The following is a 16,173-nucleotide window of genomic DNA, read 5'->3' as shown; positions in this document are numbered from 1 at the left end:
TCACTCCTTCTCGCCACGCTCGCGCGGGCGCGACCAGTGTAGCGACCACGACGTTTTGTCGTTGTCGTTGCGAAAGAGGCTCGCGCGTATCGGCTGCGCCAGGATGGGGTCGTCGAGCTGGATCGAGACAAAGTCGCCGGCCTTCTCGCTTGAGCGTTTCCAGCCGGCGCCGATCTCGGGGCCGTCCTCATTGCCGGCATGGACACGGTAGTCAGGCGCATTTTCAGTGTCGTTTGCCTCTGCCGCCACGATGGCGATGTCGAGGTTGAGGCTGAGCGTATGGATGCGCCCGCAATAGCCAGTCTTCTGGCGCGTGAACTCTCCGATCTGCAGCATGTCAGGCTCCTGTCCTTGTGACGGTGCGGTGATGAGGTTGGCGACGGGAGCGCCGCCGCTCGCGCGCTCACCGCATTGGCGCGCGCCGTTCGAAGCGGCCGTCGCCGCTCCCGCGGGTCCACAGCGGGAGCGCGCGGCCGATGATCCGATCAGTGGGAATGAGACCGAAGTACCGGCCGTCGAGGCTGTCGCGGACCTGACGGTTCATAAGGAAGACTTCACCGGTCGCGACGCGTCGGCAGCCCGTCCAGACCGGCAAGGCACGGCCAGCTCGGTCGCGCTGCAGCGCCATGCCAGCGACAGCGCCATCGACAGTTATGGTGAGGCCCGAGCGGCAGACGCTTTGCCCGGATGTCGCAAGGATGTGCTTCAGAAGTGGCACGCCCTTCGGCAGATAGCCGCGATCGGCGAGGAAGGCGGCGAGCGGCTCGGGCGCGTTCACGGCGACTAGATCGCCGACCGCGGGTGGTCCGTCGGAGTCGATCAGGTAAAGGCCGCGCGGCGCGCTGGCCGACGCGTTCCAGACCAATCTGACTGGCGTCGGAACGAAGGCCGGAAAGCCGATGGCCATGCTTGCGGCAGCACCGGCCAGGATGATGGCGGCACGTGTCACAACCCCACCCTCCTGCGCAGCAAGGCTGCGCGATGCTGGTCGAGCGTATAGGCGCGCGGCGCCTGCCCGGCTGTTATGCGGTGGTGGATATTGCGCCAATGATCCGGCGATACCGACGCAGGTTCTATCCCGAGGCGCTCGATCGCGTCGATCGCCTGCAGAACGCGTTCAACCCGGGGCCAGCTCTCGACCTTCAGCAGGATTTCGCCACCTGGGCGCACGAAGGGAAGCGTCTGATAGTGCTCGCCGGGTGCCACGGCTCGGACGATCTCGATTCGAGAGGTGACCGTTCCGAAGTCGTTTGCTGCCCAGCGCGCGAAGGCGAAGACCGCGCCGGGCCGGTAGGACAGGATGCGCCGGCGGCGATCGACGATCTGCTCTTGGGTGTGCGTGCCGAACCGTATCCAGTTCTCCTGTATCCTTTCCCTCCAAATCAGTTCGACATGCACGAGATTGTCAGAGAGCTGGGGCCCTTCTGGGAGCGCACGGCGCAGGCTAGTGGCGGCAATACCCGTCATGAACATGCTCCTGGTTTTGCGAGGGATTCGCGCGCATCTGGCGCTGGATCGAGGGATGGCGAAGCCGCGCCGGACACCGGCGATGCCGTGCGTGGCCGCGCGTCATCCGCGCACAGTCAGCGCGAGTATCGCCTGTCATGCGCGGCTGGCGCGGGCGTATGTCGCTTGGCCGGCAAGACCGAGCCGCGAGGATCTGACGTCGAGGTGACGGCGCCGCGCTCGGCCCAGGCTTGGAGATCGTCGACAGCATAGACGACGCGGCCGCCGAGCTTTTTGTAAGCAGGGCCTGTGCCGTAAGTACGGTGCTTTTCGAGAGTCCGGGCGGACAGGCTGAGGAAATCAGCAGCTTCCTTGGTGCGCAGAAAGCGCGGCGGCAACACGGCGGTATCGGGTCGCATTGGATCGCAGCTCCGTGGGGTTTCGAGCGGCCGCTGACGACCAGCGGCGGACGGTGACCACGGTGGCGGAGGATGGGCTGCGGAAGGGATGGGGAAGTTGCGGGGTGCCAAAAATCCCACCCCGTGGCTGAACCGGAGGGCTACGCCCGGCGTCGATGGCGCAATATCTGCAGATAGCCGCCGGCGATCAGGGAGGTGGCGCCCTCGACCAGGCCGATCACCGCGTCGCGAAGCGCGGAGGTTTTCCAGGGATCGGCGGCGATGCGGGTAAGCCCGTAGAGAGCGATTGCGATGTCGCGATAGCTGGCGCCGTTTGAACGGCCGTCGGCGGCCCGCATCATCAGGCGAAATCGGCGTCGCTGCTGCGGGGTCATTCGCGTGTCAGGCGGTGCCGGGCGGCCCTGCCAGGAACGCCAGAAGCGGGTAAGCGCCTCGATCCGGCCCAAGGTCTGCGCGTCCAGCGGAACCAACGCCGCCAGCTGACCGTGCGTGTCGCTGCCAGGCAGGAGAAGAAGCTGGGTCACCGCACCGGCTTTGTGAATTGTGTGGCGTCCTTCCGGACTATCGTGTTCCTCACCCAGAGCCGTCAACGGCGCAAGCGCTGCCGATGAAAGGAAATCCGGCACGCGGACAAGAGGAACTACCGCTGGATCGACGTCAGGCGACCAGAGGACCTCTTGCGCCAATGCGGATAAGTCAGGCCTGGCCGGGAAATCGCAGCCCCCATATCCGCTGCTCCTCGGGCGGCATTGGCGCTTTTTGCGAGCTTGTTCTCAGGAGCGCCCGATAGTGCCGTTGATAGGGCTCGTGACGCCGCAGGCACTCCCAGGCGAGCCCTTCGATTGGTAAAGCATCGAAATAGTCGTAGCTGTCATGGTCTCGCCATTGCGACGTATCCGGCCTCATCTGAAGAGCTCCTCGCAATACAGCGCAGCCCCCGTCTCAAACATTTCGACTCGCGGCGAGTGACGGAAGCCCGTCACTGGGCATCAGGTGATGCCCTTTCGGCATCATCTGCGACCGGTAGCGACGGTGGCGCTACCTGCCGGTTTTACGAAGGAGATGGCGGTAGCCGGCGCGTGCCATCCAGCGCGCTCGCGCCAGATGGCTGTCATGAATGCGCCGGGCGCGCTGCGGCTCTTTCGTCAAATCAATGCCGAAGAGTATTTCCACCACCTCGCGCCAGTCCGCGCCGTCATCGGCGGCGTCCAGCAGGCGCGCATAGAGCTTGATGTGTTCGCGATCATACTCGGTAAGTTCATCGGCCGTCGGCGCGGCCTCGTCAAACGGCTCAATCATCGCTGGCCATCGCATCAACAGAGTGAAGGTTGCATTTTACAGAAGCAGCCTTCTGAGCGGAGGCCCGCTCGATAGCATCAGGCGATGCGATCCCGGCATCGCCTTTCCTCTTGCGGAAGCAACTCAGCCAGTTGCTCGCGGGAGAAGGCCCCGGCGCTCCGGCCGGGGCCTTCTTGGGCTCTTAGTCGCGCCGCGCACTCGGCCGCGACCAGATGAGCGAGAAGCCTTCTCCCTCTTCGTCGTCGAAGAGGTTGGCGTAGATCGGGGCGTTGAAGCTCGGATCGTCGAGCTTGAGGCCCAAATAGTCGCGACCTTCGCCCGAGCGCTTCGTCCAGGCGGCGCCGATCTCGGCGCGGCCGACCAGGACCCGGTGGCTGGGAGCGTTCTCGCCCGTGGCGCGCTGGTCGGGGACGATGCGCACGTTCTTGGCCTGGACGCTAAGGGTGACGATCTCGCCGGTGAACTCGTTCGAGCCGGTCTTCTTGAAAGAGCCGATGGTAGCCATTTTATGTCTCCGTTTTGGTGTTTCCGAGCCCGCACCATTGCGGCCTCGATGGCGATCGGCAGGCCGGAGGCGATCGACGGCGCACCGCGAAGGGGCCCGACAGCCAAGGAGGGCTTTCTTGTCTCGCGAGGAATGGCGGCGCCTCGGGGTCCCCACGCGGCCTGTCGCGTGGGGTGGGTCCGGCAGGGGAAGAAAGTTTGACGCGGCTGTTGCGTCATAGGCGATCGAGGCGCAGCCGGCCTTCGGCCAGATCAGGCCATTGAAGAGGCCGTTTGGAGCGGTCGCGTCACGGCCAGATAACGGATAGGATGGCGCCCGTCCGACATCGGCAAGGTGCCGGCGTAGTCTCGCCGGCTTCGTCTTCTCCCCCAGGCCGATGCTGCTGCATGCTCGCCTCCCAGCGTCACCACGGCGATCGCCATGCCGGCTGTCGGGTGCCCCGCCGACACAAGGCTCTGCTCCTGCAGCGCTCCAGCGAAGACCGCTTTTCCGGGCCAGCGTCGCTTCGCGCCGCACACGCCCATCGCAAAGGCACGAGACGTGGGGCGACCACGCCATTGCTGCCCTGGTCGTGCTGACGGCGATGACGCAGATCAGGCCTGCGCAAGATCCCGGCGGGACGGGGCCGGTGCCGCCGCAAATCCAGCGGCCCGTACGGAGGCGGTGATGCCGACTGCGACCGCGCCGATGACGGAGAACATGATCTGCCACGCGTCGGACAGCATGAGATGCTTCACGATGCCGTGGATGGCATGGAAGCCGGCGATCGCCGCCGGCGCGGCGAAGGCTGCCGCCACGATCAGCTTCAGCCACATTAGATGAACGAGGCTGATGAGCAGATGCCCCGCCGCGAGCGTTATGGCTGCCGCGACCGCGCCGACAACAATGGCACCGGAAATGCCGGCGCCCGTGCCATACGCCCACGCGCCCGCGGTCACTCCGACAAACCCAGGCACGCGAAGACGGCCAGCGTGAACAGCAGCAGACCGATCGCTACGAGAGATGCAAGCATTGCGACGACGATCATCGTGGTGGTCTCCGTCAGGACAAGGTCTGACGTCGCGCTTTCCACCACCACGGCTCGGTTGAAGTATAGCGTAAGAGCGCGAGCGCCGGGCGCGGAAATAGCCGACGATTTCCGCTCCCGGCGCCCCTGCCGTCCGTTCAGGGGGCGAAGGGATCGATTTCATGGACGATGGCGGCGGTGTCGCCGTCATATTCGCTGGCGAGGGTAACCGACAGCGTGCCGTCGCCGGCCCGGAAGATGATGATGGTGGCCATCAGGGTGGTGGCGAGGCTGAAGGCGAAGGCGTGAGCGTCATTGAGGGACATCGATCCGGCTCCTGTTTCGAGCGGAGGACCATTCCCCGCTGACAGGCGCCCGATGTGTCGGACTGAGCGCTGCAATCACCGCGCAGGCGCAGCCGCAGCGGCGGCATGCTCGCATAGCCGACCCTTTACGGGTTGATGGCGACAAGCGATCAGTCTGACCTAGGATCAGCGCAATGAAGCGGAGGCATGGTGCCGTGCGACGGTGCCAGATGCGACCCATCGGCACGCACTCGCTCTGAACAGCCAGATGCAGATCGCCCTTCGAGTAGTCAGTCGTTCGCAGCAAAGCGGCTAAAGGCTTCGATGACGTGTAAGACTGCCGCATTCCCGGATGACGTGCGACGAGGGCAATGCTTGAAGTATCATCCCGCTGCAGTGCCATTGCGATCAGGCTTCCGCGTCGTCCGCGCGCGCTTACCGCATGCATTGCTCGATGTGCATCAGGGTGCAGCCCCCTTCGCCTACTACGTCGCGCGGACGGTAAGCATCACTGCTCCCAACGGCACGTTTGAGAGCTGTCTGTGGGGAGAAGCGAAACTCCGCTGGTATCACTGCCGGATGTGCGGCTGCTTCACGCATCATCATTCGGTGGGTCGTCAGACTGACTTGAGCCAGCGAACGGGGTGAATCTGCGCTTGGCCGATGTCCAGACTTTGTGCGGTTTGGAAGTCAAAGTTCGTGATGGCGCAGCACACACTTGGAAACTGATCGGCACCTCTCGCTACGGGAGCGGCGAAGGCTGAAGTCTGACGGCGCTCACGCGCCGCCGAACTTCCAGACCGGGATGCCGAGCTTCTTCGCCTTGTCGGCGAGATTGTCGTGGATGCCCGTGCCCGGAAAGTGCATCACGCCCTTCGGCACGATCCCCAAAATCTCGTCGTTTCGCTTGAACGGTGCGGCCCGGCCGTGCTTGGTCCAGTCGGGCGCGAAGCCAATCTGCGGCACGTTGCGGTTCTTCGCCCAGAGCGAGGCGATCTTCTCGGCGCCTTTCGGCGACCTGCCGTGCACCAGCACCATGTCCGGGTGCTTCTCATGCACCTGGTCGAGCTTCGCCCAAATGAGGCGGTGATCGTCGTAGTCGAGCCCGCCGGTGACGACGATCTTGGGGCCTGGAGGCAGAAGGATCTCTTGCTCGGCGCGCCTCTTCGCCATGAGAAAGTCGCGGCTGTCGATCAGCGCTGAGGTGAGATTGCGATGGTTGAGCTTCGATCCGCTGCGCGGGAGCCAAGGTTTGCCGACCTGGCGCTCGTAGTGCTCGGCAGCTTGGTCGCGCATCAGCTCGAAGGCGTTCTGACGTTCGATCAGTGTCTTGCCCTCGGCAATGAGTCGTTCAAGCTCAACCGACTTCACCTCGCTGCCGTCCTGTTCACGCTGGGAGCGCTTCTGGGCCTGCTCGTTGTCGTCCAGCTCGTGCCCGATCCGCGCGGCGGCTCGGTGAAAGACGTTGACAGTCGACCAGAGCAGATCGTCGAGGTCAGGTTCGAGGCGCGTGTCCTCCAGGGTCACGATCAAGGCGTCGAAGATATCGGCGATGGCCCCCGCGACCGCGTTGCCGTCCGGCAGGAGCCGCTGATCGGGTTCGTCGGCGAAGGGCCGATAGCCATGAAGCTGCAGTTCGTTGAGGACATGGTCGGTCGGTGAGGATTCGTGATGCGGTTCGAAGTCGTCGTGCTCGCTCATGGGATGCTCCGTCGGTTGGACCGCGACCGTCGCGGCCTTCATGGCGACGAAGCCCACGGGCCGGACGGCCCGGCACCCGGAGCGCAGCGCAGGGCTCGATGGCTAAGGCCGACTATTTTGTCTCGCGATGGAAAGGCTCGAGCCGGGGTCCCCACGCGGCCTGCCCGCGTGGGGTGGACTTGGGCCGCCGGAAAATAGTCGGGCGCCGTCATTGCCGGGCTGGCCGGCTTGTGGGTCGATCGCCCTATCGAAGGCCGAGGCGCGGTCCTCTCCGACGGAATGACGCATCCGGAGGGGCACGGCAGCACCGCCCAACGTGCCCTCGTGCCGGTCAGGCCGTCAGCGTCATGAAGCGTGCGACGTCCTGCGCACCGATCTGCATCCGCGTCTGGGTGCGGAGCGTATCAACGCCGAAGGTGCGGAGATCCTCGTTGAAGTCTCCGAGCTGGGGAGAGATGACGATCGCCTCGATGCCGACCGCATTCGCCCGTTCGACCAAGGTATCGCGGGCGCCGTCACCGGCAGGATCGTCGTCGCGCAGGATGTAGAGCCGGCGCAGTGTGTCCGGGAACAGGATGGCAGCGAGATGCGCTGCCGAGAGCGCTGCCATCATCGGCATGTCGGGCAAGACCTGTCGTGCGGACAGCACGGTCTCGATGCCTTCGCCGGCCGCGATCACTTCGCCGCCGATGCCAAAGCGGACCGCATTGCCGAGAAGATCGCCCATCGCCCGGCGCGGTGTGTCGAGAGGCGCCTTGTCCCGGCGCCGCGGGTCGAGCCAGGTGCGATGCGCTCCGGTGATCCTGCCGCCGAGATCGGTGATGGCCGCGATCATCGCCGGCCAGGTCTCGGTCGGCGAATGCTCGTCCGGGCGATAGTAGCAGCGCGGGTGGAAATGCAGGCTTCCGGTTTCGCGCAAATCCGTAATTGCACGTTCGCGGAGATACGCTTGCACGATCGTGCCGATGATCGGCTGCGACATGCGGATGAGGCGTTGGGCCGCCTCTGGCGATCCGTGCGGTGCAGGCGCTTGCTGCCTGGATGCGTGCGCCTCCGGCTCTGCGGGCGGCATGGAGAGGAACCTCCGCGCTTCGTCGGCGACGTCCTTGAAGTCGATGAGACCACAGCTCTCCCGGATCACGTCGAGGAGATCGCCATGCTCACCGGTTGCGGCGTCGGTCCATTTTCCGGCCGGGCCTTTCGGCGAGTCCTTCAGGCGTACGTACATGGAGCGGCCGGGCGTGTTGCCCACATCGCCCACCAGCCAGTAGCGGCCTTCGCGGCGGCCCCTTGAGAGATAATGACGGCACACCGCCTCGGCCTGCTGGCCGAGACGATGCGCGAGGTCGGATGCGTCCTGACGGCCCATTACGCAGCCTCCCGATCGGAGATGCGCGCGACCGGATAGCTGTCGAGCAGTTTGGCGAGCACGGTCGGGCCGCTAGCGTCGACCGGGACGAAGAAGCGGAGCTTCCATGAGATGATCTCGCTGAAGAGACCGTAGGCCCGCAGCCGGTCGCGCATCGCCTCGGTGAAGCCGGTCAGCTCCAGCCGATAGACGCTCATGACGCGGGCGCGCCGGAGTTGCAGACCCTCGGCGAGATCGAGTACCGTCTTGCCGTCCATCAAAGCAGTGAAGGCATCTGCAGGCGCCAGCTTGCTCATGCCGGACGATGCTGCATTGGCGGCCCAGGCCGGCGAGACACGGCGACCGATGATGCGCTCGCCGGCGTCTGTCTGCAGGCGATAGACGCGCGTCGATTCCTCGGGCAAGCGCTTCCAGATTGGAAGGAGCAAGCCCGCCACCACATGGATCGTGCTGTCGGAGTATTCTGGGACGCCGGCCAGCTCGGCCTCCCAGGCGGCGGCGAAACGGTCGCGATCGGCTTCCTCCCAATGGCTCTCCTCCATCATGCGCAGCGGTGCGTAGTGCTGCTCCATCGGCCGGATCAGGCAGATGCGGCGCTCGATCTCGCCGTGATCGAGCATCATAGACGGCGCGGGCACCTGGACGGCAGCGCGGCCGGAGCGGCCGTTGACCAGCAGGCACGCGCGCCGATCGGCAAGGTAGGCCAGCGCGGCCGCGACCGTCATCGGACGATTGCGCTCGCGGCGGGTGATGGTGAGCAGCCGCGTCTCCGCGCCGGTGCCCGGATGCGTGTGGATCACCTGGCTGTCGGTGACGACGAAGCTCTCGGCCTGCAGTGTTTCGAGCCCGACGTCATAGACGCCGCTTCTGATGGCGCCCTCGATCTTGGCGGCGAGAAGCTGCTCGAACGCCGTGAACAACACGCCCTGCAAGTCGATGGTCAGCGCCAGCAGACGATTGAGGAAGGTGGTGATCGGCGGCAGCTCGTCCTTGATGCCATTGTCATCCATCAGCTTCAGGCCGGTTGCGGACTCGAAGCGTTCGAGCGAGCATCCGTCGACCTTGCCGCGGACGAGCAGCGAGTAGAGCTGGCGCAGAGCATCACGCGCATAGTGCGATTCGAGGTTGTCCTCGGGCCGGAACAGGCCTTGGCCGCCGGTCTGGCGCTGGCCTCGCGTGATGGCGCCCAGCGTGTCGAGCCGACGCGCGATCGTCGAGAGAAACCGCTTCTCGGCCTTCACGTCGGTCGCGATCGGCCGGAAAAGCGGCGGCTGCGCCTGGTTGGTCCGATTGGTGCGACCAAGACCCTGGATCGCGGCATCGGCCTTCCAGCCCGGCTCCAGTAGGTAGTGGATGCGCAGGCGCTGATTCCTGGCGGCAAGGTCGGCGTGATAGCTGCGGCCGGTGCCGCCGGCGTCCGAGAAGACGAGGACGCGCTTGTCGTCATCCATGAAGGCGGCGGCTTCGGCGAGATTGGCGGAAGCGGCCCGGTTCTCCACCACAAGCCGCTCGCCCTTGCGCACCACGCGACGCGAGCGCCCCGTGACCTCGGCGACGACATCGGTGCCGAAGCGCTGGACAATCTGGTCGAGCGCGCCGGGGACCGGCGGCAGTGATGCAAGCCGTTCGATCAGCTCGTCGCGACGCGCGACGGCTTCCCGGCTCTCGACGGGCTGGCCATCGCGGTAGACGGGTCGCGACGACAGATTGCCCTCGCTGTCCGAGAACGGCTCGTAGAGCTGAACCGGGAAGGAATGGGCGAGATAGTCGAGGACATACTCGCGCGGTGTGATGTCGACGCGGATGTCGTTCCATTCCTCGGTCGGGATCTCGGCCAGGCGGCGCTCCATCAGGGCTTCGCCGGTCGAGACGATCTGAATGACGGCGGAATGGCCGTCCGCCAGGTCCCGCTCGATCGAGCGCACCAGCGTTGGTGTCTTCATGCTGGTCAGCAGATGGCCGAAGAAGCGCTGCTTGGCGCTCTCGAAGGCCGAGCGTGCGGCCGACTTCGCCTGCCGGTTCAGCGTGCCGCTCTCTCCGGTGATGTTAGCGGCCTGCATCGCCGCGTCGAGATGATTGTGGATGATCGCAAAAGCGCCGGCATAGGCATCGTAGATCCGGGTCTGCTCGGCTGTGAGCTTATGCTCGACCAGCTCGTATGCGACGCCGTCAAAGGAGAGCGACCGCGCGATGTAGAGGCCGAGCGCGCGCAGGTCGCGGGCGAGCACCTCCATGGCCGCGACGCCGCCATTCTCGACCGCCTCGATGAATTCGGCGCGGTTGGCGAACGGGAAATCCTCGCCGCCCCACAGACCGAGCCGCTGGGCGTAGGCGAGATTATGGACGGTGGTCGCGCCGGTCGCCGAGACATAGACCACGCGAGCACTCGGCAGGGCATGCTGGAGACGGAGCCCCGCACGGCCTTGCTGCGACGGGGCTACGTCGCCCCGTTCTCCCTTGCCGCCGCCGGCGTTCTGCATCGCGTGGGACTCGTCGAAAATGATCACTCCGTCGAAATCGGACCCCAACCATTCGACGATCTGCTTGACACGCGAAAGCTTCTCCCCGCGGTCGTCAGACCGTAGAGTAGCGTAGGTGGTGAAAAGGACGCCTTCGTCCAACCGGATCGACGTCCCTTGCGCGAAGCGCGAGAGCGGTGTGACCAGCAGGCGCTCCATGCCGAGCGCTGACCAGTCGCGCTGCGCATCCTCGAGCAGCTTGTCGGATTTGGAGATCCAGACCGCCTTGCGCCGGCCCTGGAGCCAGTTGTCGAGGATGATGCCGGCCGACTGGCGACCCTTGCCAGCGCCGGTGCCGTCGCCGAGCATGAAGCCCCGGCGGAATCGGACGGCACTCGCCGCGGTGTCTGCCGCAGCGCTGACGAAATCCCCGGTCTCGTCCACCGTCCAGGCGCCAGCGAGATATTCGCTATGGGCCTCGCCGGCATAGATCACCGTCTCGAGCTGCGCGTCGGAGAGCATGCCGTCGGTGATGATCGCGGCCGGAAGCGTCGGGCGATAGCTCGGCTTCGGCGGCGCGACCGATGCCATCGCGGCCGACTGCACCAGATTGGTAGGATGCGGCTGCGCGCCCGGGATGCGGATCGATTGGAGCGCATATGGCTCGTAGATCGAGTCCGACAGCCGGCCGCCCGCGGGCGGCGTCCAGTCCACCGTCTCATAGTCGAGTGGCACTCCCTCGATCTCAGAGATGCGGCGGGCGTATGCGGCGGACGAGGCCCGGGCGACATAACCCCCCGTCATGCGCGGCGCCTGGTCGGGCGAGACCTTCGGCAGCGTGACTGGCATCCGCGGCGGGACATCGCGCTGTATCCAGGCGAGTAGCGTCGCTACGTCCGGCGCGATACCGGCCGATTCGGGGAAAGGGGCCGCGATCTCGGCCGGCGCCTTGTCGATGACGGTCAGCCGCGTCTCGATGGTTGTTCCGTGCTTGGCATAGACCGCGCCCGCGATGGCAGAGGTGAATACGACGCGGCCGCGCTCTTGCAGCCGGACGAAGCAGTCGCGCCAGACAGGCAGCTCGGGCGAGAAGTTCGCCCCGGTGATCGCGACCAGCCGGCCGCCCGGGGCAAGTCGCGCCAGTGCCGAGGCGATGTGGCGATAGACGGCGTCTCTCATGCGTCGGGAGACGTTCGCCATGACCGAGAATGGCGGATTCATGATGACCACGCTGGGAACGGCAGCGCAATTGAGATGATCCTGGGCAGCGTCGAAGCGCGTGACGGAGATCGCCGGAAAGAGGAACGCGAGCAGTTCGGCGCGGGTTTCGGCGAGCTCGTTTAGGATGAGACCGGAACCGGCGGCCTCGGCGAGAACCGCAAGCAATCCGGTTCCCGCGGAGGGCTCCAGAACCCGGTCGGCTGGCGAGAGCGACGCCGCGGTCATGCTGGCCAAGGCCAGCGGAATCGGCGTCGAGAACTGCTGGAACGCCTGGGCCTCCTCGGATCGGCGTGTATGGGTCGGAAGCAACCCGGCGATCTTGGCCAATGCAGAGAGCCGTGCGGCCGGGGAAGCGGCTTTGCGGAAAAGTGGTTTTCCGTATTTGCGCAGGAATAGTACGGTCGCCGCCTCACAGGCATCGTAGGCCATCTTCCAGTCCCAGGCGCCGTTGGTGTCGGACGCGCCAAATGACGCCTCCATCGCGCTGCGCAATACCGCTGCCTCGATACGTTGGCCGCGTTCAAGATGGGGAACAAGCCGCAAGGCCGCGGCATGGATGGCAGCAGCTGGGTTGCGAGGTGTCGACGCAGATAAGACGGGATTGGCGGTGGCGGTAGGAAGCAAAACGTTCATCGGGAAGACCTCGGAGAGCGACAGTGGGAAAGCCCGCCAGCTCTCTCTGACCGCACGGGCTCAACCCGCCTCGGCCGAACTTTCACTCTGGGTCTGTCCAGCAAGGAAATGTCCGGCGCGCTTGCGCGCGCCGGACGGCCAGGACCTGCGTGGAGGGATACCTATTCGGCGGCGTCGAGCTGCTGTTCCTCTTGGGCGTCGGCCAATTCATCTTCCTCGTCGCCCGCGAGGAATTCGGGCAGCGGCTCGCCCTCATTGTGCGAGTCGGAGGCGGCTGACTGCGCATCGATGTCGGCAAGCCGCAGTGGTTCAGGAAGCCACCCGCTGTCCGCAAGCAGTCGTTCCGCTTCCTTGGCCATGTCGCCTTTCTTGAGGTGATCGATCAGCTGGGCCGCGCGCTCCCCCTCGCCTTCCCGGACGGCCTCAAGGATACGGGCTTTGGTGACGCGACCGAGATAATTGCCAACTGTTGGCCGCCAACCAGCCTGTGCCATGTCCAATCCGAGCACGCGGGCAAGATGGTCGGCTTCCGCAAGGCGCTGCTGGACGCCGTGCGCGGAGATGGCGCCATTGCCATAGCGATCGGCCCGTTCATAAAGGGCATTCACGCCGAAGGATGCGCAATGGGCGAACAGTTCAGCGCGTTCAGTGTCGGTGAGACCTGTGAGCACGTCCCAAAGGTCGGCCACATCACCCGCAAGACGTGCCTCCCACGCCTTGTGGCGGGCTTCGATTGACCGCGCATAGGGCGTATCGCGAAGATCGGCAGACTGCGCCGAAAAGACAGTGTTGCGTACCGAGACTTCCATCGCGACGCCTTGCGAGCTGTGGCGGAAGAACGCGTCCCGGACGAGCTTGTGAAGCACGGTAAGGAACGCCGTCGCCGGCTCATTCGCGAGTTTATCCCGCAGCGCCAAGGTGCGCTCGGCGGTCAGCTCCATGATCAACCGATCGGGCAATGGCTTGATGGCATCCTCGTCATCGTCCTCCGGCTCGGTCGACTGGGCACCGAGGGTGATTATTGACCGCTGTATCGAGCTCGTCGTTGCTGGATCGTGGGATCCAACGACGTCAGGCTCGCTGTCGGTCTCTGGCGCAACCGGAACGTCGTCTTCGGGTTTCACATAGCCACGTTCGACGAGAAGCGACCCGTCCGCATCCACGCTGATGAACACGCCGGCGCGCGCCATGTCTGCTGGTTCGAAGCGTACGGGACGCGCCTGCAGCGTTTTGATGGCCGTTTCAAGTTCGCCGAACCGCTGATCGACCGCGTCTGGCAACTCGTCGGCTTCCTCATATTCAGCTTGCAGCTTATCGAACTCATTCCGCAGCGCATCGAGCGTTGCCTGCTCGTCCTTGGACAGGTCGACCGGCGTGCCTTCGAGTTCACGCAAGCCATTCGTCGCGCCATAGGGGAAACTCACCGCGACCTCGATCCATTTCCAGCCCTCATTGGCGATTTCGTCGGCGATCGTCTTAAGTTTCTCGGTAACGAGGCGGTCGAGCAGTGGTGCGTCCTGCAGCCATCCGCCATCGTCCGACTGGAAGAGGTCGCGCAGTACGTCGCCGCCCGCCGCCTCGTAGGCGTCGAGGCCCACGAAGACGGCCCGCTTGTCGGAAGCGCGCACGGTGTTCTCGGTCAACATGCGGCGGATCTGATATGGTTCTTTCGACCAGCTGTTCTTGATCGCTTCCCAGACCTGCTCCTGTCGAGCGTGGTCGTTGCTGACCGAGAACGCCTCGAGCTGGGCGATGGTCATGCCGTCGTCGGCATAGATGTCGAGGAGCGCTGGCGACACAGCGGTGAGCTTGAGGCGCTGCTTGACGATGTTGACCGAGATGAAGAAGGCCGACGCGATCTCCTCCTCCGACATGCCCTTTTCACGCAGATCCTTGAAGGCTTGATACTGATCGAGCGGATGAAGCGGCGCGTGCTCGATATTCTCCGCAAGCGAGACTTCCTCGGCTAGGACCGAGCTGGACGCATTGCCGACGACGCAGGGAACCGGTGTGGTCCTGGCAAGCCGCTTCTGCTTCACCAGCATTTCAAGTGCGCGGTAGCGGCGTCCGCCAGCCGGTATCTCGAACATGCCGGTCTCGTTGCCGTCGGCATCGAGAACAGGACGAACATGGATGCTCTGGATTAGGCCGCGGCGTGCGATCGAGGCAGCGAGGTCGTCGATCGAGACGCCGGCTTTGATGCGCCGAACGTTGGTCTGGGCAAGCACCAGCTTGTTGAAAGGAATGTCGCGCGCGGACGACAAGGTGATCTTCTGAACGGCTGTGGTCATCTGGGTGCTCCGCGACGGGCGCCGAGAGCCTCTCTCTCAGTCCTGAACCCGTCGCGAAAACCCACTCAAATCTCTCCCTCTCCTTCGCCTGCATGACGGCCGCCGCAGTCCGTCAGCAGCGGCTCGCAGAAGCCGTTCACCCTCGGGATGCTTTGGCGGCTAAGGCAGCTCGGCATAAGCCGAGATCGGTATATCGACGTCCTCAGGCAGATGGCTGAGGAGCCAGTCAGTTGCTTTGCTGGCTTGGCTGGCGGCGCGCACGATTGCGCGATTGTCCTCTCGTAAAACCTCGAGCCAGGACCCGATGTAGTCGGCATGCCGTACCGTGGGATAGATACCAAGCGCCGCGCAGGCGAAAGCGGCGCTGATCTCGGCCACCAGTTCCTCGAACGCATATTTCTTGGTGCCGAAAGACCCGGAAAGATCACGAGCAAGCCGTGTTGTATGGCCGGTTGCATGACCAAGTTCGTGGAGGGCCGTACGATGCCAGTTAATTGGATCGAAGAAGGCTTGCGGCGGCGGCACCTGAACATAGTCGGGGATTGGCATGTAGCAGGCTCTGTCTCCGCCGATGCGAAACTCAACGCCGGCGGCGTCGATTAGGGCCTTGACCCGCGGCTCGATCAAGCTCTGATCCGGCAGCGGCGGTTGAATAGCGGTCTCGTCAGGCAAATTCTCGCATTGCTGAACATTGAAGACCGTGAAACGCTTGAGGAACGGGATCGCTCGGGCATCCTCGCCATTCTCGCTGGCGCGCTTCTTCTCGTCATCGGGAACAAAGCGATCAGCGTAGACGACAGTGGTACCGCGCTCGCCTTTCCGGACATTTCCACCGAGCAAGATGGCCTGCCGAAAGGTCAGCCAGCTTTGCGTCGGAAACCCCTGTTCGACGACGGCGCCCCAGAGGATAAGCACGTTGATCCCGCTATAGGCTCTGCCGGTGGAGGCGTTTCTCGGCATCAAGAAGGGCGCCTTTGCAGCGGCTGTCCCCCAGGGCTGGACCCAGGGAAAGCGACCGGCCTCCAGCTCGGCGATGATCTTGTTGGTGATACCCTCATAGAGGTTGCTGCGATCGGCGACGGCGCGGACTGGATCGTTTCGACAAGGCATCGCGGTTTCTCCGCGACGGGCGCCGGAGGACTCTCCTCTGGCTCTCAACCCGTCATCGAAAACCCGCTCCTCCTCTGACTTTCGTCGGGAGAAAGGCCGCGCCTCTCTCCCGACCTAAGCAAACAAGGGCGTACAAGGCGGAAGCACCGAAATGCCCGCCAGCGGGACCAAGTCAGTTCGGGCTGGAGAAAGTTCGTGGCCCTGAGACCGGTTCAACAGGGCGGCCGAAGGAGCATCAGCATAGCGCCGACGTCAGGCGGGATGCGGGACCGACAGCCCCCGGCGAAGGGCGCCGTTTGAATCAGTGTTTCTGACATGGATGTCCTTTGCCTCGGTCTACGCACTGAATCCTGGGGTCCTACCGACCGATATGTGCGAAATCGTAGCCCAGAGTATCCCGCACAGCTTT

The 16,173-nt window shown here is 64.7% G+C and carries 15 protein-coding genes; all 15 read right to left on the bottom strand.

The features are described 5' to 3' along the window. The 15 genes from CK215_RS23125 to CK215_RS23065 all read right to left on the bottom strand — a co-directional run bounded on the left by CK215_RS23125 (position 1) and on the right by CK215_RS23065 (position 15,764). On the bottom strand, positions 1–336 hold the full coding sequence (locus tag CK215_RS23125; protein ID WP_095832287.1) for a DUF736 domain-containing protein: 336 nt from the start codon (positions 334–336) through the stop codon (positions 1–3). Positions 337–403: 67 nt separating this feature from the next. After that, positions 404–949 (bottom strand): S26 family signal peptidase, encoded by a 546-nt coding sequence (locus CK215_RS23120; RefSeq protein ID WP_095832286.1) that lies wholly within the window; start codon positions 947–949, stop codon positions 404–406. Next, a complete protein-coding gene (locus CK215_RS23115) occupies positions 946–1,467 on the bottom strand; it encodes a DUF2840 domain-containing protein (RefSeq protein ID WP_095832318.1) in 522 nt (173 codons plus the stop codon). The genes CK215_RS23120 and CK215_RS23115 overlap by 4 nt, the downstream gene beginning before the upstream one ends. A gap of 116 nt (positions 1,468–1,583) precedes the next feature. Continuing rightward, positions 1,584–1,865 (bottom strand): helix-turn-helix domain-containing protein, encoded by a 282-nt coding sequence (locus tag CK215_RS23110; RefSeq protein ID WP_095832285.1) that lies wholly within the window; start codon positions 1,863–1,865, stop codon positions 1,584–1,586. A gap of 140 nt (positions 1,866–2,005) precedes the next feature. Then, on the bottom strand, positions 2,006–2,389 hold the full coding sequence (locus tag CK215_RS23105; RefSeq protein ID WP_336619372.1) for a DUF2285 domain-containing protein: 384 nt from the start codon (positions 2,387–2,389) through the stop codon (positions 2,006–2,008). 172 nt (positions 2,390–2,561) lie between these two features. Then, entirely contained in the window at positions 2,562–2,771 is a 210-nt protein-coding gene (locus CK215_RS31885) for a DUF6499 domain-containing protein (protein WP_245418771.1), read from the bottom strand. A gap of 132 nt (positions 2,772–2,903) precedes the next feature. Next, a complete protein-coding gene (locus CK215_RS23100) occupies positions 2,904–3,164 on the bottom strand; it encodes a DUF2285 domain-containing protein (protein WP_095832284.1) in 261 nt (86 codons plus the stop codon). A gap of 181 nt (positions 3,165–3,345) precedes the next feature. Next, entirely contained in the window at positions 3,346–3,669 is a 324-nt protein-coding gene (locus CK215_RS23095) for a DUF736 domain-containing protein (RefSeq protein ID WP_095832283.1), read from the bottom strand. A gap of 593 nt (positions 3,670–4,262) precedes the next feature. Further along, positions 4,263–4,607: a hypothetical protein gene (locus CK215_RS23090; RefSeq protein WP_348628612.1), complete on the bottom strand. Its 345-nt coding sequence runs from the start codon at positions 4,605–4,607 to the stop codon at positions 4,263–4,265. A gap of 226 nt (positions 4,608–4,833) precedes the next feature. Continuing rightward, positions 4,834–5,001 (bottom strand): hypothetical protein, encoded by a 168-nt coding sequence (locus CK215_RS31400; protein ID WP_170950363.1) that lies wholly within the window; start codon positions 4,999–5,001, stop codon positions 4,834–4,836. Positions 5,002–5,757: 756 nt separating this feature from the next. Then, on the bottom strand, positions 5,758–6,681 hold the full coding sequence (locus tag CK215_RS23085; RefSeq protein WP_095832317.1) for a DUF2493 domain-containing protein: 924 nt from the start codon (positions 6,679–6,681) through the stop codon (positions 5,758–5,760). A gap of 331 nt (positions 6,682–7,012) precedes the next feature. After that, positions 7,013–8,050 carry a toprim domain-containing protein gene (locus CK215_RS23080; RefSeq protein ID WP_095832282.1) on the bottom strand — a complete coding sequence of 346 codons (1,038 nt, stop codon included), beginning with the start codon at positions 8,048–8,050 and terminating at the stop codon, positions 7,013–7,015. Then, a complete protein-coding gene (locus tag CK215_RS23075) occupies positions 8,050–12,363 on the bottom strand; it encodes a strawberry notch family protein (RefSeq protein WP_095832281.1) in 4,314 nt (1,437 codons plus the stop codon). Before CK215_RS23075 ends, CK215_RS23080 begins: the two co-directional genes overlap by 1 nt. 161 nt (positions 12,364–12,524) lie before the next feature. Next, on the bottom strand, positions 12,525–14,654 hold the full coding sequence (locus tag CK215_RS23070) for a ParB/RepB/Spo0J family partition protein (protein WP_095832280.1): 2,130 nt from the start codon (positions 14,652–14,654) through the stop codon (positions 12,525–12,527). A gap of 159 nt (positions 14,655–14,813) precedes the next feature. Then, positions 14,814–15,764, bottom strand: coding sequence for a zincin-like metallopeptidase domain-containing protein (locus CK215_RS23065; protein WP_095832279.1), 951 nt, complete (start codon positions 15,762–15,764; stop codon positions 14,814–14,816). Between the last annotated feature and the right edge of the window lie 409 nt (positions 15,765–16,173).

Source organism: Mesorhizobium sp. WSM3864 (assembly GCF_002294955.1).
In the GTDB taxonomy this organism is placed as follows: Bacteria; Pseudomonadota; Alphaproteobacteria; order Rhizobiales; family Rhizobiaceae; genus Mesorhizobium.
Note: the sequence above shows the minus strand (reverse complement) of the source record. Positions and strands in the feature narration are given on the sequence as shown.